14 protein-coding genes and 4 tRNA genes are annotated in these 17,206 nt (G+C 59.2%); 16 read left to right on the top strand and 2 right to left on the bottom strand.

Features of this window, described 5'->3' with window-relative positions:
• The first annotated feature begins 100 nt into the window (after positions 1-100).
• From gltX to AC3ISI_RS18930, 10 genes are all read left to right on the top strand, one after another.
• Entirely contained in the window at positions 101-1,582 is a 1,482-nt protein-coding gene (gene gltX, locus AC3ISI_RS18975) for a glutamate--tRNA ligase (RefSeq protein ID WP_489333299.1), read from the top strand.
• Between the two features lie 189 nt (positions 1,583-1,771).
• Positions 1,772-1,847, top strand: a tRNA-Ala gene (locus AC3ISI_RS18970).
• A gap of 79 nt (positions 1,848-1,926) precedes the next feature.
• Positions 1,927-2,002, top strand: a tRNA-Glu gene (locus tag AC3ISI_RS18965).
• Between the two features lie 53 nt (positions 2,003-2,055).
• Positions 2,056-2,131 (top strand) — tRNA-Ala (locus tag AC3ISI_RS18960).
• An 80-nt stretch (positions 2,132-2,211) separates the two neighbouring features.
• Positions 2,212-2,287 (top strand) — tRNA-Glu (locus AC3ISI_RS18955).
• 183 nt (positions 2,288-2,470) lie between these two features.
• The gene (locus AC3ISI_RS18950; protein ID WP_489333298.1) at positions 2,471-3,010 is read left to right on the top strand and encodes a TetR/AcrR family transcriptional regulator; all 540 of its coding nucleotides are present in this window, start codon (positions 2,471-2,473) and stop codon (positions 3,008-3,010) included.
• 31 nt (positions 3,011-3,041) lie between these two features.
• Positions 3,042-3,875: an alpha/beta fold hydrolase gene (locus tag AC3ISI_RS18945; protein WP_489333297.1), complete on the top strand. Its 834-nt coding sequence runs from the start codon at positions 3,042-3,044 to the stop codon at positions 3,873-3,875.
• Positions 3,876-3,923: 48 nt separating this feature from the next.
• Positions 3,924-4,379 (top strand): acyl-CoA thioesterase, encoded by a 456-nt coding sequence (locus AC3ISI_RS18940; protein WP_489333296.1) that lies wholly within the window; start codon positions 3,924-3,926, stop codon positions 4,377-4,379.
• Between the two features lie 165 nt (positions 4,380-4,544).
• Positions 4,545-5,504: a tRNA dihydrouridine synthase gene (locus AC3ISI_RS18935; protein ID WP_489333295.1), complete on the top strand. Its 960-nt coding sequence runs from the start codon at positions 4,545-4,547 to the stop codon at positions 5,502-5,504.
• Positions 5,505-5,624: 120 nt separating this feature from the next.
• Positions 5,625-6,071, top strand: a complete 447-nt coding sequence (locus tag AC3ISI_RS18930; protein ID WP_007943514.1) for an Hsp20 family protein — start codon at positions 5,625-5,627, stop codon at positions 6,069-6,071.
• A 48-nt stretch (positions 6,072-6,119) separates the two neighbouring features.
• Here the strand turns inward: AC3ISI_RS18930 and AC3ISI_RS18925 are convergent, their stop codons facing one another.
• Together AC3ISI_RS18925 and AC3ISI_RS18920 are read right to left on the bottom strand one after the other, a co-directional pair.
• The gene (locus AC3ISI_RS18925) at positions 6,120-9,398 is read right to left on the bottom strand and encodes a sensor domain-containing protein (protein WP_489333294.1); all 3,279 of its coding nucleotides are present in this window, start codon (positions 9,396-9,398) and stop codon (positions 6,120-6,122) included.
• Positions 9,399-9,468: 70 nt separating this feature from the next.
• Entirely contained in the window at positions 9,469-10,359 is an 891-nt protein-coding gene (locus AC3ISI_RS18920) for a LysR family transcriptional regulator (RefSeq protein ID WP_489333293.1), read from the bottom strand.
• 147 nt (positions 10,360-10,506) lie between these two features.
• On the opposite strand from AC3ISI_RS18920, the gene leuC reads away from it, so the two are divergent.
• The 6 genes from leuC (at position 10,507) to AC3ISI_RS18890 (ending at position 17,128) form a co-directional block, all read left to right on the top strand.
• Positions 10,507-11,925: a 3-isopropylmalate dehydratase large subunit gene (gene leuC, locus AC3ISI_RS18915; protein WP_489333292.1), complete on the top strand. Its 1,419-nt coding sequence runs from the start codon at positions 10,507-10,509 to the stop codon at positions 11,923-11,925.
• Positions 11,926-11,936: 11 nt separating this feature from the next.
• Positions 11,937-12,581 (top strand): 3-isopropylmalate dehydratase small subunit, encoded by a 645-nt coding sequence (gene leuD / locus AC3ISI_RS18910; protein ID WP_489333291.1) that lies wholly within the window; start codon positions 11,937-11,939, stop codon positions 12,579-12,581.
• A gap of 144 nt (positions 12,582-12,725) precedes the next feature.
• Positions 12,726-13,493: a class I SAM-dependent methyltransferase gene (locus tag AC3ISI_RS18905; protein WP_489333290.1), complete on the top strand. Its 768-nt coding sequence runs from the start codon at positions 12,726-12,728 to the stop codon at positions 13,491-13,493.
• 66 nt (positions 13,494-13,559) lie between these two features.
• Positions 13,560-14,642: a 3-isopropylmalate dehydrogenase gene (leuB, locus tag AC3ISI_RS18900; RefSeq protein ID WP_489333289.1), complete on the top strand. Its 1,083-nt coding sequence runs from the start codon at positions 13,560-13,562 to the stop codon at positions 14,640-14,642.
• Positions 14,643-14,711: 69 nt separating this feature from the next.
• Entirely contained in the window at positions 14,712-15,824 is a 1,113-nt protein-coding gene (gene asd, locus AC3ISI_RS18895; RefSeq protein ID WP_027921588.1) for an aspartate-semialdehyde dehydrogenase, read from the top strand.
• 293 nt (positions 15,825-16,117) lie between these two features.
• On the top strand, positions 16,118-17,128 hold the full coding sequence (locus tag AC3ISI_RS18890) for an aspartate-semialdehyde dehydrogenase (protein WP_489333288.1): 1,011 nt from the start codon (positions 16,118-16,120) through the stop codon (positions 17,126-17,128).
• Positions 17,129-17,206: the final 78 nt, after the last annotated feature.

Below are 17,206 nucleotides of genomic sequence, written 5' to 3'. Positions count from 1 at the left end.
TGTAGACGCAAACTTGGCTTAAATGCCCTGCTCACTGGAGCGGGGCGGGTATCGCCTGTTACCATTCGCCCTTTGTTTTATCTTCATTTCGAGACTTGCCATGACCACCGTCCGCACGCGCATCGCGCCATCGCCTACCGGGGACCCCCACGTAGGTACCGCTTACATCGCTTTGTTCAACTACTGCTTTGCCAAGCAGCATGGCGGTGAGTTCATCCTGCGGATTGAAGACACCGACCAATTGCGTTCGACCCGCGAGTCCGAACAGCAGATTTTCGACGCGCTGCGCTGGTTGGGTATCGACTGGAGCGAAGGCCCGGACGTGGGTGGCCCGCACGGTCCTTACCGTCAAAGCGAGCGCGGTGAGATTTACCAGAAGTATTGCCAGCAGCTGGTTGAAATGGGTCATGCCTTCCCGTGCTTCTGCACCGCCGAAGAACTGGACCAGATGCGCGCCGAGCAAATGGCTCGCGGCGAAACCCCACGTTACGACGGCCGCGCGCTGTTGCTGTCCAAGGAAGAAGTCGCCCGTCGCCTGGCCGCTGGCGAACCTCACGTGATCCGCATGAAAGTACCGAGCGAAGGCGTGTGCGTGGTGCCGGACATGCTGCGTGGTGACGTCGAGATCCCGTGGGATCGCATGGACATGCAGGTGCTGATGAAGACCGACGGCCTGCCGACGTACTTCCTGGCCAACGTGGTCGACGACCACTTGATGGGCATCACCCATGTCCTGCGCGGTGAAGAGTGGCTGCCCTCGGCGCCGAAACTGATTCTGTTGTACGAGTACTTCGGCTGGGAGCAACCTGAGCTGTGCTACATGCCGCTGCTGCGTAACCCGGACAAGAGCAAGCTGTCCAAGCGCAAGAATCCGACCTCGGTGACGTTCTACGAGCGCATGGGCTTCATGCCGGAAGCGATGCTCAACTACCTCGGCCGCATGGGCTGGTCGATGCCGGACGAGCGCGAGAAATTCTCGTTGCAGGAAATGGTCGACCATTTCGACTTGAGCCGTGTCTCGCTGGGCGGGCCGATTTTCGACATCGAGAAGCTGTCGTGGCTCAACGGCCAGTGGCTGCGTGACCTGCCGGTGGAAGAGTTCGCTTCGCGCCTGCAAACCTGGGCATTGAACCCTGAGTACATGATGAAGATCGCGCCGCATGTACAGGGACGCGTTGAAACCTTCAGCCAGGTTGCACCGCTGGCCGGCTTCTTCTTTGCCGGTGGCGTGAACCCGGATGCCAAACTGTTTGAATCGAAAAATCTCTCGGGCGATCAGGTTCGTCAGTTGATGCAGCTGATCTTGTGGAAACTGGAAAGCTTGCGTCAGTGGGAGAAGGACAGCATTACCGCGACGATTCAGGCGGTGGTTGAATCCTTGGAGCTAAAGCTGCGTGACGCCATGCCGCTGATGTTTGCTGCGATTACCGGTCAGGCCAGTTCGGTGTCAGTGCTCGACGCAATGGAAATCCTCGGTCCGGACCTGACTCGTTTCCGTCTGCGTCAGGCGATTGACCTGCTGGGCGGCGTGTCGAAGAAAGAAAACAAGGAGTGGGAAAAACTCTTGGGCAACATCGCCTGAGGACGTTTGACCCTGCGATAACCGCCGGAGGCTACGATCATTTGATCGTGATCTTCGGCGCTGCCCCCGATTTCCCGGGGGGAGGGCGGTAAGTGATTGTTATGGCGACAAAAAATTTTGAAAATTGTTAAAAATAAGTTTGACAGCTTTCTGATCCGCCATTAAGATTCGCCCCGTCCTCAGCGATGAGGGGCTATAGCTCAGCTGGGAGAGCGCTTGCATGGCATGCAAGAGGTCGACGGTTCGATCCCGTCTAGCTCCACCAATTTACACTTCAAGGTCTGGCCACACCGGCCTTGAAGCGATCAACACTCAGCGTTGATCTGTTGTATAGAAGGGTTTGCGTCCCCTTCGTCTAGTGGCCTAGGACACCGCCCTTTCACGGCGGTAACAGGGGTTCGAGTCCCCTAGGGGACGCCAGTTTTACAGAAGCGATGTTGCAAGATGTCGCTCCGCCGCGAGGCGAAAAATCCGGGGCTATAGCTCAGCTGGGAGAGCGCTTGCATGGCATGCAAGAGGTCGACGGTTCGATCCCGTCTAGCTCCACCAATTTTACAGTTCAAGATCTGGCCACGCAGGTCTTGAATCGATCAGCTCTCAGCACTGATCAGTTGTATAGAAGGTTTTGCGTCCCCTTCGTCTAGTGGCCTAGGACACCGCCCTTTCACGGCGGTAACAGGGGTTCGAGTCCCCTAGGGGACGCCACGATTACCCGCTCTGCGGGATTTTATAAGGGTCATTCAATTATTGAATGGCCCTTTTGTTTGTCTGGCGTTTGGCCAAATCCCCTATTTCTTTCAAACTGTTCTTCAGACCAGCGGTCACATCCACGACTTGCGAAAAATTATTATGAGAATAATATTCTAGTCGTAATATTCGGAGGCAACGATGAACGATAAAAAAGCTCAAACCCGCGAACGCATCCTTAAGGCTGCCAGCGCAGCGCTGATTCAGCGCGGCCCGGCAGAGCCGAGCGTGGGCGAAGTGATGGGCGCAGCCGGCCTGACCGTCGGCGGCTTCTATGCGCACTTCGAAAGCAAGGACGCCATGATGCTGGAGGCGTTCCAGCAACTGCTGGGACACCGTCGTGACCTGATTGCTGACATGGATGCGCAGCTCACCGGTGAAGAACGTCGCGCACTGGTGGCTGCGTTTTACCTGTCGCGTAAGCACCGTGACTCCTCCGAATCGGCGTGCCCGATCCCGGCGTCTGTTGGCGAACTGGGACGGTTGCCGGATGCGTTTCGTGTCGCTCTGAACGAGCATGTGGAATTGATGGTCGCGCAGTTGGCGGCCAGCCCGGAAGACACCGACAAAGCCTTGGCAGACATGGCCTTGATGGTGGGTGGTTTGGCGCTGGCTCGCGCGCTGGGGCCCGGTGAGTTGTCCGATCGATTGCTGCGCGCCGCCAAATCGGCGGTGCTGTGACCTGAAGGCGTTGGCCTGAGGAGTGAGAGCGATGAGCACGTTGAAGTGGGTTCGTGGCGTTAATGGCACCTTGGGCTGGTTCGCACCACAACTGGTCGCGAGCAAAATGCGACTGGCGTTCATGACCCCGCGAGAACTGCCTCCGCGTGATTGGGAGCTGCCACTTCTGGCGAAGTCCGAACGTATCACGCTGCGCTTCGGCCTTTCGGCGCTACGGTGGGGGCAAGGCCCGGCCGTGTTGCTGATGCATGGTTGGGAAGGGCGGCCGACGCAGTTCGCCAGTCTCATCACAGCGCTGGTGGAGGCCGGGTATACCGTGGTCGCCCTCGACGGCCCGGCGCATGGACGCTCACCTGGCGAAGAGGCAAACGTCGTGCTGTTCGCTCGGGCCATGCTGGAAGCCGCTGCCGAGTTGCCGCCGCTGCAAGCAGTCATCGGTCATTCGATGGGGGGCGCCAGTGCCATGCTCGCCGTTCAATTGGGCCTGCGCACCGAAACCCTGGTGACGATTGCCGCCCCGGCGCGAATTCTCGGAGTGCTGCGCGGTTTTGCGCGTTACATGCGACTGCCGCCCAAAGCGCGCTCGGCCTTCATTCGTCAGGTCGAGAAAGACGTCGGCATGCGCGCAGCGGCTCTGGATGTCGCTCACTATCAACTCGACATGCCTGGCCTGATCGTCCATGCCGAAGATGACAATTACGTGTCGGTCAAGGAATCCGAACTGATCCATGAATCCTGGTTCGACAGCCGCTTGCTGCGCCTGGAAGAGGGCGGCCATCAGCGGGTACTGGCTGATCCCCGGGTCATTGATGGTGTGTTATCACTGTTGGCCGGTCGCAGCCTGCAATCGCGCCAATCGGCGTAAGCATCCGTTACACTGCCCCGGTCGACTTTATCTGACCGGGAGTGGGGCATGAGCTGGGATCGGGCAACGCCATTTATCATTGATCTGCAAGTAGGCGCCGAGGACATCGACGGGCTGGGTCACGCTAATAATGCGGTGTACGTGACATGGCTTGAGCGCTGTGCTTGGCGTCACTCGCAGCGTCTGGGCCTGGATCTGGTCGAGTATCGGCGTCTGGACCGGGCGATGGCTGTGGTGCGGCACGAGATCGACTACCTGGCCGCAGCCTATGAAGATGACGAATTGCAGTTGGCGACCTGGATCGTCGATTGGGATCAGCGTCTGAAAATGACTCGACATTTCCAGTTGAAGCGCCCGCGTGACAACACCACATTGCTGCGCGCCCAAACTACCTTCGTCTGCATAGAACTGTCGACCGGCAAGCCCAAGCGCATGCCACCGGAGTTCATTGAAGGCTACGGCCCGGCGTTGTTGTCGCAAGAACTGAATACCACCCAAATCTAATATAGGAGCGAGCCTGCTCGCGATTCAGATGGCGCGGTTTACCCAGTGCACCGCGTCATCGCTCATCGCGAGCAGGCTCACTCCTGCAGGGGGATCTGCGATGTTCTGCAGATTTCCCGCGCAATCCAGTAAACTGCCGCACGTTTTTCGTCGAGTGTGTTTTTCATGCAAATTGCTTTGGCGCCCATGGAGGGGTTGGTCGACAACATCCTGCGGGACGTGTTGACCCGTGTGGGCGGGATCGATTGGTGCGTGACCGAGTTCATCCGGATCAACGATCAGCTGCTCACGCCTGCCTACTACCACAAGTTCGGCCCCGAACTGCTGACCGGTGCGCGCACCGCGTCCGGTGTGCCGCTGCGCGTGCAACTGCTCGGTTCTGATCCCGTGTGCCTGGCGGAAAACGCCGCGTTGGCCTGTGAGTTGGGGTCTGAAGTCATCGACCTGAACTTCGGCTGCCCTGCCAAGACTGTCAACAAGTCTCGCGGTGGCGCGGTGTTGCTCAAAGAGCCTGAGCTGCTCAACCAAATCGTCGAACATGTGCGTCGCGCGGTGCCTGCACACATCCCGGTGACCGCGAAGATGCGTTTGGGCTTCGACAGTCCGGACGGTTCTCTGGTCTGTGCCACGGCTTTGGCCGAAGGTGGTGCCGCCCATATCGTGGTGCATGCGCGGACCAAGACCGATGGCTACAAACCCCCTGCGCATTGGGAGTGGATCCCTCGGGTGCAAGAAGTGGTCAAGGTGCCGGTGTTTGCCAATGGCGACATCTGGAACGTCGAAGACTGGCGTCGTTGTCGCGAAATCAGCGGCGTCGAAGACATCATGCTCGGTCGCGGCCTGGTCTCGCGGCCCGACCTGGCCCGGCAAATCGCTGCGGCGCGAGCCGGTGAAGAAGTGGTCGAGATGACCTGGGCTGAGCTGTTGCCGCTGATTCAAGACTTCTGGCTGCAAGCCAAGGCGCAGATGACCCCTCGCCAATCGCCGGGGCGTTTGAAGCAATGGCTGGCCATGCTGACCCGCAATTATCCGGAAGCGGTTGAGCTGTTCACCGTCCTGCGTCGTGAGACCGAGCTCGATCACGTTTCGCGTTTGCTCGGTCTACAGGTCAGCGAAGCGGCCTGAAAAAAATCTCCAATTAATCTCTTGAAATGCAATCAGTGGTCCCTATCTAAGGGGTACGCGATGCCGAATTCGGGTCGCGGAGACAAAAACCTTGCTGATTGTTTTCAGGAGATTTGAACCATGACTACTGCATTTTCCCTGGCCCCACTGTTCCGTTCCTCGGTAGGTTTCGACCGTTTCAACGACCTTTTCGAAACCGCTCTGCGCAACGAGCCAGGCAGCACCTACCCGCCCTACAACGTGGAAAAACACGGTGATGATCAATACCGCATCGTCGTCGCCGCAGCCGGTTTCCAGGAAGAAGACCTGGACCTGCAAGTCGAGAAAGGTGTGCTGACCATCAGTGGCGGCAAACGCGAAGCGAACGAAAGCGTGACCTTCCTGCACCAAGGCATCGCCCAGCGTGCGTTCAAGCTGTCATTCCGCCTGGCGGATCACATCGAGATCAAGGCCGCTGACCTGCGTAACGGTCTGTTGAGCATCGATCTGGTGCGCATCGTGCCAGAAGAGGCGAAAGCCAAACGCATCCCGATCAACGGGACGCAAAAGCCGGCTCTGCAGCACTAAGCCAGAGCAATGAAAAGGGCGCCCTGGTGGCGCCCTTTTTTGTGTTCGCTATTTCAGGAGTTTTTGAAACTCTTCCATCGGCAACGGCCGGCTGTGTAAATACCCCTGATAAAAATCGCAACCCAGCCCTTGCAAAAACTCCAGTTGCTCCGGCGTTTCTACCCCTTCGGCAATCACTTTCAGTTCCAGGCTGCGAGCCATGGCGACAATGGCTCGGATGATCTCGGCATCGTTCGGATCGGTAGTAGCGTCGCGAATGAATGACTGATCGATTTTCAGGGTGTCGACCGGCAAGCGCTTGAGGTAGGTCAGTGAGGAGTAGCCGGTGCCGAAGTCGTCCATCGCGAAACTCACGCCGAGTTTTTTCAGGCGGCGCATTTTGTTGATGGTGTCTTCCAGGTTCTGGATGACGATGCCCTCGGTGATTTCCAGTTTCAGCAACGAGCAGGGCAGGCCATGGCTGGTGAGGCTGTGTTCGATGCGCTCGACGAAATCGGTTTGACGAAATTGCCTAGGGCTGATGTTTACACACAGACTGAAGCTGAGCGGGTTGACCAGGCCTTTGGCAACCAGTTGTTTGAAGGCCCCGCAGGCTTCGTCGATTATCCAGGTGCCGACTTCAAGAATCAGGCCACTGTCTTCCAGCACCTTGATGAACTCGGTCGGGGATTGCGCGCCGAGCTCCGGGTGGTTCCAGCGCACCAGCGCTTCGGCGCCGACAATGCGATTGCCCCGGGCGTCGACCTGCGGTTGGTAATGCACATGAAATTCGCCCCGGGAAAGGGCCAGGCGCAGGTCGGTTTCCATGCGCAGGCGTTCGCTGGCAGCCTTCTGCATGGCGTTGTGGTACATCTGCGAGGTGTTGCGCCCCGAGTCCTTGGCGCGGTAAAGCGCGATGTCGGCGCGTTTGAGCAGGTCGGTCGGGGTCGAGCCGTGGTCCGGAATCAGCGCGATGCCAATGCTTGGCGTCACTTGCAGGCGCTGGCCATCGAGGAACATCGGTTCCGACAGCAGTTCTCGTAACGTGTCGGCCTGTTGCTGAACCTCAACGCTGACTTCATTGCGCGAACCTTCCAGGCCGCTGAGCAACACCACAAATTCATCACCGCCCAGTCGTGCCACGGTGTCTTCCATGCGCACGCTGGCTTCCAGTCGTGCGGTGATGATTTTCAACACCGTATCGCCGACCGGGTGACCGAGGGAGTCGTTGATGTGCTTGAAGTGATCAAGGTCAAGGAACAGTAGCGCACCCCGCAGATTATGGCGCTTGAGCAAGGCGATTTGCTGGCTCAGGCGGTCCATCAGCAAGGCGCGGTTGGGCAGGTTGGTCAGGGGGTCGTGGTAGGCCAGGTGACGGATTTGCGCCTCGGCGTTTTTCAGCAGGCTGACGTCGCGAGCCGTCAGCAACAGGCAGGCTGTTTCGTTGAGGGTGATTGGCTCCACCGAGACTTCGACGGTCAGCAACTCCCCGCCTTTATTGCGCCCGAGCATCTCCCTGTGATGCACACGGCCCTTGATCTGCAGCTCGGCCAGCAACGCCGCACGTTGTTTCTCTTCGGCCCAAATGCCCACTTCATACACCGTACAACCGATCACTTCTTGTGCGCGGTAGCCGGTCAGGCGGCAGAAACCGTCGTTGACCTCCAGATATCGCCCGGTATCGCGCTCGGTAATGGTGATGGCGTCGGGGCTTGAGTGGAACGCCTTGGCGAACTTCTCTTCACTGGCCTTGAGCGCCGCTTCGGAGCGTTGCTGGTGAGAGATGTCGCGCAAGGTGGTGACGATGCAGGGTTGGTTGCCAACGCTTATCTGGTGGCTGGAAATCACGCAGGTCAAGGATTGCCCGTCCTTGTGCCGGGCGACGATGGCGACATTGTCCAGCCCTTGTTCACGGATGACCTGTTCGATTCGTTGTGGGCTGTTCGCCGCCGCGTCCCACAGGCCAATCTCGTCGGCGTTTTGGCCAATCACTTCAGCGGCGCTCCAGCCAAAGGTCTGGGTGAAACTGGAATTGATCTCGATGAACTGGCCGGTGTCCTGGTCTGTCACGCAAATCGGGTCCGGGCTGACCTGGAACAGCGTGGCGAATTTCTCTTCGGAGGCCACCAGTCGCTGTTCGCGCTCCACCTGATCGGTGATGTCCAGCAGGGTGCCAGCCATGCGCAGCGGCGTGCCGTTTTCATCGCGGTAGAGGCGGGCGCGGCTTTCCAGGTAGCGCGAACTGCCGTCCGGCAGCTGTACGCGGTAGGTCAGTTGATAATTGCCGGCCGGGCCTTCGCGCAGGCTACGATAGGCGTCGCGCATGGTGTCGCGCTCTTCGCCAGGCACGCCTTCAAAAAAATCGTCGAAGGATTCATGGAAGGGTATGGCCTCCAGCCCGTGCAACTGCGCGGCCCGTGCCGAGCCGTAGAGCATGCCGCTGGGAATGTGCCAGTCCCAGGTGCCGAGTTGCGCAGAGTCCAGGGCCAGGTCCAGACGCTCCTGGCTGTCCTTGAGGGCTTGTTCGGCGATTTTGCGTTCGGTGGTGTCGAGGAAGGTGCTCAACAAATACGGCTGGCCCTCGAGTTCGACCTTTTGCGCGCTGAGGATGCCATTGTGGATCTGCCCGTCGCTGGCACGCAGCTGTACCTCCATGCTGATCAGCTCGCCTTTGGCCTTGCTGGCCGAGACCAGCTCGGCGCGTTGCTCCGGGTGAACCCAGAGGCCCAGTTCCAGTGTGGTGCGGCCAATCGCGTTCTGCACTGGCCAGCCGAACAGGCTTTCAAAGTACTGGTTGGCTTCGGTGATCAGGCCGTCTTCCTGGCGAGTCAGCAACACCATGTTCGGGCACAGGTGAAACAGCGTGGCGAAGCGTTTTTCCGAGCTACTCAGGGCTTGTTCGCGCTGACGCTGATGAGTGATTTCGCGGATGACACCAATCATGCGTGTCCGGCCGTGGATGTCCGGCAGCAGGCTGCCGCTGATTTCCAGCCAGTGCAAGCTGCCATCGGGCCAGCGGATGCGGTGGTGCATCGCTTGCTCAAGGGGGGCGCCGGCAATCACGGCATCGAACGCACGGACGGTTTTTGCGCGATCTTCCGGTGGCAGCAAATCGAGGTATTCCAGGTCCTCGGGCAATGGCACATGCGGATCAAAACCAAACAGCGCCTGAGTTCCTCGCGACCAGCTGATCTGCCCGCGCTCGATGTCCCAACACCAGGCCCCCAGCCGCGCGCCGTTCAAGGCGGCGAGCAATTGTGGCGCGCTTTCCCAGCTCAGCTCGGACCGTTTAGGGTCAAGCGCCTGAATGCGCGGCATCGGCGGAACACGGTCAACAGATTTCGGCATTGGCAGCAGGCCTTGGGCGGAAATGGGCGTTAAGCGCAGGGTTTTGCGGCTCTAACAGGCGGAGCACGCGCTAGCCAGGAGTCCCTGGCAGATCGATTTGTGCATCCAGCAAGGACATAAACGCCCTTGCCGCATTCGATAGCGTCCTTTCGGTGTGCAAGATATAGCCTAGCTGGCGAGTCAGTTGTATGCCGGGCAAGGGTATTCGCGCAACCTGTTCATCGAGCATCGTGCGCGGCAATACGCTCCAGGCCAAGCCGATTGAGACCATCATCTTGATCGTTTCCAGATAATTGGTGCTCATGGCGATGTTCGGTGTCAGGCCTTGCGCCTCGAACAGCCGCTGAACGATGTGATGAGTAAAGGTGTTGCCACCGGGGAAAACCGCCGGGTGCAAGGCGATGTCTGCCAGATTCACCGGCCCGTTGCTGATGAGTGAATGCTCTGGGGCGACCACGAAATCCAATGGGTCGTCCCAAACCGGCGTCGCCTTGACCAGTGGGTGCGGCTCTGGCGCCAATGTAATCACCGCCAGTTCCGCGCGGCCATGGAGGATTTCGTCGTAGGCCACTTCCGAATCGAGGAACTGAATATCCAGCGCCACTTGTGGGTAACGCCGGGTGAACTCCCTCAATAAGGGTGGCAAACGGTGCAGACCGATATGGTGACTGGTGGCCAGGGTCAGACGGCCGGACACTTCCCCAGTCAGATTGGTCAGGGCTCGTCGGGTGTCGTCCAGCACATTGAGTATCTGATAAGCCCGTGGCAACAGGGCGCGGCCGGCCTCGGTCAGGCCGACTTCACGGCCCAGGCGATCAAACAGCCGAACCTTTAATTGCTGCTCTAGCCCGGCTATGCGTTTGCTGATCGCCGGTTGGGTGAGGTGCAGTCGTTCACCGGCACCAGAGAAGCTCCCAGTCTCGGCGATCGCGATAAAGGCATTGAGGTTGGCCAGATCCATTGTTGTATTCCAGTTGGTTATCCAAAGCATAAAAAATATGAATTTGAGTTATTTAATGTAACCCCCTAGGATCGACCTCACAAGCCAAGGGGTTATTGAGTTGCTCATAACCCAGGGCATAGAAACAAGCTGATGAGGAACCGTCTGATGGCCGGCAAAACGCTCTACGACAAGCTCTGGGATTCGCATTTGGTCAAACAGCGCGACGATGGCTCCGCGCTGATTTATATCGATCGTCACATCATCCACGAAGTGACCTCGCCGCAAGCTTTTGAAGGTCTGCGTCTGGCCGGGCGCAAGCCTTGGCGCATCGATGCCAACATCGCAACCCCGGACCACAACGTACCGACCACACCGGAGCGCAAAGGCGGCATCGAAGCCATTGTCGACCAGGTCTCGCGTTTGCAGGTTCAGACCCTCGATGACAACTGTGATGAATACGGTATCGTCGAATTCAAGATGAACGACATTCGCCAAGGCATCGTCCACGTCATCGGCCCGGAGCAGGGCGCGACCTTGCCGGGCATGACCGTGGTGTGCGGCGACTCCCATACCTCGACCCACGGTGCATTCGGTGCCCTGGCTCACGGTATCGGCACCTCCGAGGTCGAGCACGTGCTCGCCACTCAGTGCCTAGTCGCCAAGAAAATGAAGAATATGCTGGTGTCGGTCGAAGGCCAATTGCCGTTCGGCGTGACGGCCAAGGACATCGTCCTCGCCGTAATCGGCAAAATTGGTACTGCTGGTGGTAACGGCCATGCCATCGAGTTCGCTGGTAGCGCGATTCGTGACTTGTCGGTTGAAGGTCGCATGACCATCTGCAACATGTCCATCGAGGCCGGCGCACGCGTTGGTCTGGTAGCGGCGGACGAAAAAACCGTGGCCTACGTGAAGGGCCGTCCATTCGCCCCGAAAGGCGCGGAATGGGACTTGGCCGTCGAAGCGTGGAAAGACCTGGTGTCGGATAAAGACGCCACCTTCGACACCATCGTTGAACTCGACGCCACCCAGATCAAGCCGCAAGTCAGCTGGGGAACCTCGCCTGAAATGGTCCTGGCCGTGGATCAGAACGTGCCGGACCCGGCGAAGGAAATGGACCTGGTCAAGCGCGACTCCATCGTTCGCGCCTTGAAGTACATGGGTTTGACCGCCAATCAGGCGATCACTGACATTCAGCTGGATCGCGTGTTCATCGGATCCTGCACCAACTCGCGGATCGAAGACTTGCGCGCCGCCGCCGTGATCGCCAAGGGCCGCAAAGTTGCGTCGACCATCAAGCAGGCCATCGTCGTGCCGGGCTCGGGTCTGGTGAAGGCGCAGGCCGAAGCTGAAGGTCTGGACAAAATCTTCCTCGAAGCCGGTTTTGAGTGGCGTGAGCCGGGTTGCTCGATGTGCCTGGCGATGAACCCGGACCGTTTGGAGTCGGGCGAGCATTGCGCCTCGACTTCCAACCGCAACTTCGAAGGCCGTCAGGGCGCCGGTGGTCGTACTCACCTGGTCAGCCCGGCAATGGCCGCCGCCGCGGCTGTAAACGGTCGTTTCGTCGACGTCCGTGAATTGATCTAAAGGAGCGCAGCATGAAAGCTTTTACCCAGCACACTGGTCTTGTCGCGCCTTTGGATCGTGCCAACGTCGATACCGATCAGATCATTCCGAAGCAGTTCTTGAAGTCGATCAAGCGCACCGGTTTTGGTCCGAACCTGTTCGATGAATGGCGTTATCTGGATGTGGGGCAGCCGTATCAGGACAACTCCACGCGTCCACTGAACAAGGACTTCATCCTCAACGCCGAACGCTATCAAGGCGCCAGCGTATTGCTGGCCCGCGAGAACTTCGGGTGCGGCTCCAGCCGTGAGCACGCGCCATGGGCGCTGGAAGAATACGGTTTCCGCAGCATCATCGCGCCGAGCTACGCCGACATCTTCTTCAACAACAGCTTCAAGAACGGCTTGCTGCCGATCATCTTGAGTGACGCTGAGGTTGATGAGCTGTTTCAGCAGGTTGAAGCGAATCCCGGCTACCAGCTGCAGGTTGACCTGCAAGCCCAGACCGTGACCCGCCCGGATGGCAAGGTGCATCAATTTGAGATCGATGCGTTTCGCAAGCATTGCCTGTTGAACGGTCTGGACGATATCGGCCTGACCTTGCAGGACCACGAGGCGATTGCGACGTTTGAGGCCAAGCATCGTGCGAGCCAGCCTTGGTTGTTTCGCGACGCGTGATTGATGCAGGCAATTGCGGCCCCATCGCGAGCAAGCTCGGCTCCCACAGGTTATGTGAACGCCACAAATCCCTGTAGGGGCTGAGCTTGCTCGCGATGAGGCCCGAGTAGACACCACAAGACTCACCCCAAAAAGGAAGTCCCCATGACCAGCACCGCCCAACACACTCAGGTTGTACAAAAGCAATTCGGTGAGCAGGCTTCGGCCTATCTGAGCAGCGCCGTACACGCTCAAGGCACTGAATTCGCGTTGCTACAGGCTGAGCTGGCAGGGCAGGGCAATGCCCGGGTGTTGGACCTGGGGTGTGGCGCCGGTCATGTGAGTTTTCACGTGGCGTCGCTGGTCAAGGAAGTGGTCGCCTACGACCTGTCCCAGCAGATGCTCGATGTAGTCGCCGCTGCTGCCGTGGACCGTGGCTTGAGCAACGTGACCACGGTGAACGGAGCCGCTGAGCGTCTGCCGTTCGCCGACGGTGAGTTCGACTTCGTGTTCAGCCGTTATTCGGCGCACCATTGGAGCGATCTCGGTGTGGCCCTGCGCGAAGTGCGTCGGGTGCTGAAACCGGGCGGTGTGGCGGCGTTCATCGACGTGTTGTCACCGGGCAGTCCGTTGTTCGACACTTACCTGCAAAGCGTCGAAGTGCTGCGCGACACCAGTCATGTGCGCGATTATTCCGCCGGCGAGTGGTTGCGCCAGGTCAGCGAAGCGGGGTTGCATACCCGCAGCACTACGCGTCAACGGTTGCGTCTGGAGTACAACAGCTGGGTTGAGCGCATGCGCACACCTGAAGTGATGCGCGCCGCAATCCGCGAGTTGCAGCAGTCGATGGGCAACGAAGTGCGCGAATATTTTGAGATTGAGGCCGATGGTTCATTCAGCACCGATGTGCTGGTGCTGTTTGTAGAAAGATAGCCACCGATCGATAGAATTTTTCCGGGTGTGCCCCTGGGGCGCACCGACTGATGACATGAGGAAAGCATGAGCAAGCAGATTCTGATTCTCCCAGGTGACGGTATTGGCCCGGAAATCATGGCCGAAGCAGTCAAGGTGCTAGAACTGGCCAGCGACAAGTACAGCTTGGGCTTCGAGCTGAGCCACGACGTGATCGGTGGCGCGGCCATCGACAAGCACGGCGTGCCATTGGCCGACGAAACCCTGGAGCGTGCCCGCGCAGCCGACGCTGTGTTGCTGGGTGCCGTGGGTGGCCCGAAGTGGGACACCATCGAGCGTGACATCCGCCCTGAGCGCGGTCTGCTGAAAATCCGTGCGCAACTGGGCCTGTTCGGCAACCTGCGCCCGGCGATCCTGTACCCGCAACTGGCCGAGGCTTCCAGCCTGAAGCCGGAAATCGTCGCCGGCCTGGACATCCTGATCGTCCGTGAGCTGACCGGCGGTATCTACTTCGGCGCGCCACGCGGCACCCGTACCCTGGAAAACGGCGAGCGTCAGTCCTACGACACCCTGCCGTACAGCGAAAGTGAAATCCGCCGCATCGCCCGCGTCGGTTTTGACATGGCCATGGTGCGCGGCAAAAAACTGTGCTCGGTGGACAAGGCCAACGTGCTGGCGTCCAGCCAGCTGTGGCGTGAAATCGTCGAGGAAGTGGCCAAGGATTACCCGCAAGTCGAACTGAGCCACATGTACGTCGACAACGCCGCCATGCAGCTGGTGCGTGCACCAAAGCAGTTCGACGTGATCGTGACCGACAACATGTTCGGCGACATCCTGTCCGACCAGGCCTCGATGCTCACCGGTTCCATCGGCATGCTGCCGTCGGCGTCCCTGGACACCAATAACAAGGGCATGTACGAACCGTGCCACGGTTCGGCACCGGACATCGCCGGCAAGGGTATCGCTAACCCATTGGCGACCATTTTGTCGGTGTCGATGATGCTGCGTTACAGCTTCAACCAGCAGGCAGCGGCCGATGCAATCGAGCAAGCCGTGAGCCTGGTGCTGGACCAAGGCCTGCGTACAGGCGATATTTGGTCGGCCGGTTGCACTAAAGTCGATACGCAAGAAATGGGCGACGCAGTAGTCGCCGCGCTGCGGAATCTGTAATCTCTCGGGCCCGCTGCCACTTTCAACTTCGAAAGCAGCGGCCCACTTTTTTAAGAAGGTGTAGTTGCGATGAAACGTGTAGGTCTGATCGGTTGGCGCGGTATGGTCGGTTCCGTGCTCATGCAGCGGATGCTGGAAGAGCAGGATTTCGATCTTATTGAGCCGGTGTTTTTCACCACTTCCAATGTCGGTGGCCAAGGCCCGTCCGTGGGCAAGGACATTGCTCCGCTCAAGGACGCTTACAGCATTGAAGAGCTGAAAACCCTCGACGTGATTCTGACCTGCCAGGGTGGCGACTACACCAGCGAAGTATTCCCCAAGCTGCGCGAAGCCGGCTGGCAGGGTTACTGGATCGACGCCGCTTCCAGCCTGCGTATGCAGGATGACGCGGTCATCGTCCTGGACCCGGTCAACCGCAAGGTCATCGACCAGCAGCTGGATGCGGGCACCAAGAACTACATCGGCGGCAACTGCACCGTCAGCCTGATGCTGATGGGCCTGGGCGGCCTGTTCGAAGCCGGTCTGGTCGAGTGGATGAGCGCCATGACCTACCAGGCGGCCTCCGGTGCCGGCGCGCAGAACATGCGTGAACTGATCAAGCAAATGGGCGCGACCCACGCTGCTGTCGCGGATCAACTGGCTGACCCGGCCAGCGCGATCCTCGACATCGACCGTCGTGTGGCCGAAGCCATGCGCAGCGAAGCGTACCCGACCGAAAACTTCGGCGTACCGCTGGCCGGCAGCCTGATCCCGTGGATCGACAAGGAATTGCCGAACGGTCAGAGCCGCGAAGAGTGGAAGGCCCAGGCCGAGACCAACAAGATCCTCGGTCGCTTCAAGAGCCCGATCCCGGTCGATGGTATCTGCGTACGCATCGGCGCCATGCGCTGCCACAGCCAGGCGCTGACCATCAAACTGAACAAAGACGTGCCGATTGCCGACATCGAAGGGCTGATCAGTCAGCACAACCCTTGGGTGAAACTGGTGCCGAACAACCGCGACATTAGCATCCAGGAGCTGAGTCCGACTAAGGTCACCGGCACCCTGAACGTGCCGGTTGGCCGTCTGCGCAAGCTGAACATGGGTTCGCAATTCGTCGGTGCCTTCACCGTCGGCGACCAACTGCTGTGGGGCGCGGCCGAACCGCTGCGTCGCATGCTGCGGATTTTGCTTGAGCGTTGATCGGTTGAAGCAACAAAAAGAACCCGTGCCTTGAAAGAGGTGCGGGTTTTTTGTTTTGTGCAGTCTGAGATTGATGGATTGCCCGGCAGGACGCCTTCGCTGGCAAGCCAGCGAAGAGGCCAGAGGTCATTGCCAATTTTGAAAACGCGCACGACCCTGTAGGAGCTGCGGTGCGACGATTCGACTTGCCAGCGAAGAGGCCGGCGCAGACACCACAAATCCCCGGCAGAAATTGCCTGCACGCCACCCAGCCGGTAAAGTGCCGCTCCCCCCGTTTCGCCTGAGGTAGAACCATGAGCCAGTCCTTTGATATCGCCGTGATCGGCGCCACCGGTACTGTCGGCGAAACGCTGGTGCAGATTCTTGAAGAGCGCGACTTTCCGGTCGGCAATCTGCATTTGCTGGCGAGCAGCGAATCAGCCGGTCATTCGGTGCCGTTTCGCGGCAAGAATGTGCGGGTGCGGGAAGTTGATGAGTTCGATTTCAGCAAAGTCCAGTTGGTGTTTTTTGCGGCCGGTCCTGCGGTGACGCTTAGTTTCGCGTCGCGCGCCAGCGCCGCCGGTTGCTCGTTGATCGACCTGTCTGGCGCTTTGTCGGCGGATCAGGCGCCGCAAGTGGTGCCGGAAGCCAATGCCGCGGTGTTGGCGGGTTTGAAAAAGCCATTCCAGGTCAGCAGCCCGAGCCCGTCGGCCACCACCCTGGCCGTGGTACTGGCGCCGTTGCTTGGGGTGATCGACCTGCAGCGGGTCAATGTGACCGCCAGCCTCGCGGTCTCCGCCCAAGGGCGCGAAGCAGTGACGGAGCTGGCCCGGCAAACCGCCGAGCTGCTGAACGTGCGTCCGCTGGAGCCGACGTTCTTCGATCGGCAAATGGCGTTCAACCTGCTGGCTCAGGTCGGCAAACCGGATGAGCAGGGCCATACGCTGCTGGAAAAACGCCTGGTGCGTGAGTTGCGGCAGGTGTTGGCGCTGCCGTCATTAAAGATTTCCGTCACTTGCATTCAAGCCCCGGTGTTTTTTGGCGATAGCTTTAGTGTGACCTTGCAGTCAGCGAGTGCTGTCGACCTGGCGAAAGTCAACGCGGCGCTGGAAGATGCGCCGGGTATCGAGCTGGTCGAGGCCGGCGATTATCCGACCGCAGTGGGCGATGCGGTGGGGCAGGACGTGGTGTACGTCGGTCGGGTTCGCAGCGGTATCGACGACCTGTCGGAACTTAATGTGTGGCTGACGTCAGATAACGTACGCAAAGGCGCGGCGCTGAATGCTGTGCAGGTGGCTGAATTGTTGATAAAAAACCTGCTGTAAAAGATACTTGGCAACAATTTGCAGAATGATTCTAACAGGGCGCGCAATGCCTTACGGCAGCGACTATCTAGACCTTCT

This window comes from Pseudomonas sp. GL_139_B, from assembly GCF_057834475.1.
Note: the sequence above shows the minus strand (reverse complement) of the source record. Positions and strands in the feature narration are given on the sequence as shown.

Bases quoted from the DNA above. Each gene is read 5' to 3' on its own strand.
- gltX (WP_489333299.1), top strand. From the start codon at position 101: ATGACCACCGTCCGCACGCGCATCGCGCCATCGCCTACCGGGGACCCC.
- AC3ISI_RS18950 (WP_489333298.1), top strand. From the start codon at position 2,471: ATGAACGATAAAAAAGCTCAAACCCGCGAACGCATCCTTAAGGCTGCC.
- AC3ISI_RS18945 (WP_489333297.1), top strand. From the start codon at position 3,042: ATGAGCACGTTGAAGTGGGTTCGTGGCGTTAATGGCACCTTGGGCTGG.
- AC3ISI_RS18940 (WP_489333296.1), top strand. From the start codon at position 3,924: ATGAGCTGGGATCGGGCAACGCCATTTATCATTGATCTGCAAGTAGGC.
- AC3ISI_RS18935 (WP_489333295.1), top strand. From the start codon at position 4,545: ATGCAAATTGCTTTGGCGCCCATGGAGGGGTTGGTCGACAACATCCTG.
- AC3ISI_RS18930 (WP_007943514.1), top strand. From the start codon at position 5,625: ATGACTACTGCATTTTCCCTGGCCCCACTGTTCCGTTCCTCGGTAGGT.
- AC3ISI_RS18925 (WP_489333294.1), bottom strand. From the start codon at position 9,398: ATGCCGAAATCTGTTGACCGTGTTCCGCCGATGCCGCGCATTCAGGCG.
- AC3ISI_RS18920 (WP_489333293.1), bottom strand. From the start codon at position 10,359: ATGGATCTGGCCAACCTCAATGCCTTTATCGCGATCGCCGAGACTGGG.
- leuC (WP_489333292.1), top strand. From the start codon at position 10,507: ATGGCCGGCAAAACGCTCTACGACAAGCTCTGGGATTCGCATTTGGTC.
- leuD (WP_489333291.1), top strand. From the start codon at position 11,937: ATGAAAGCTTTTACCCAGCACACTGGTCTTGTCGCGCCTTTGGATCGT.
- AC3ISI_RS18905 (WP_489333290.1), top strand. From the start codon at position 12,726: ATGACCAGCACCGCCCAACACACTCAGGTTGTACAAAAGCAATTCGGT.
- leuB (WP_489333289.1), top strand. From the start codon at position 13,560: ATGAGCAAGCAGATTCTGATTCTCCCAGGTGACGGTATTGGCCCGGAA.
- asd (WP_027921588.1), top strand. From the start codon at position 14,712: ATGAAACGTGTAGGTCTGATCGGTTGGCGCGGTATGGTCGGTTCCGTG.
- AC3ISI_RS18890 (WP_489333288.1), top strand. From the start codon at position 16,118: ATGAGCCAGTCCTTTGATATCGCCGTGATCGGCGCCACCGGTACTGTC.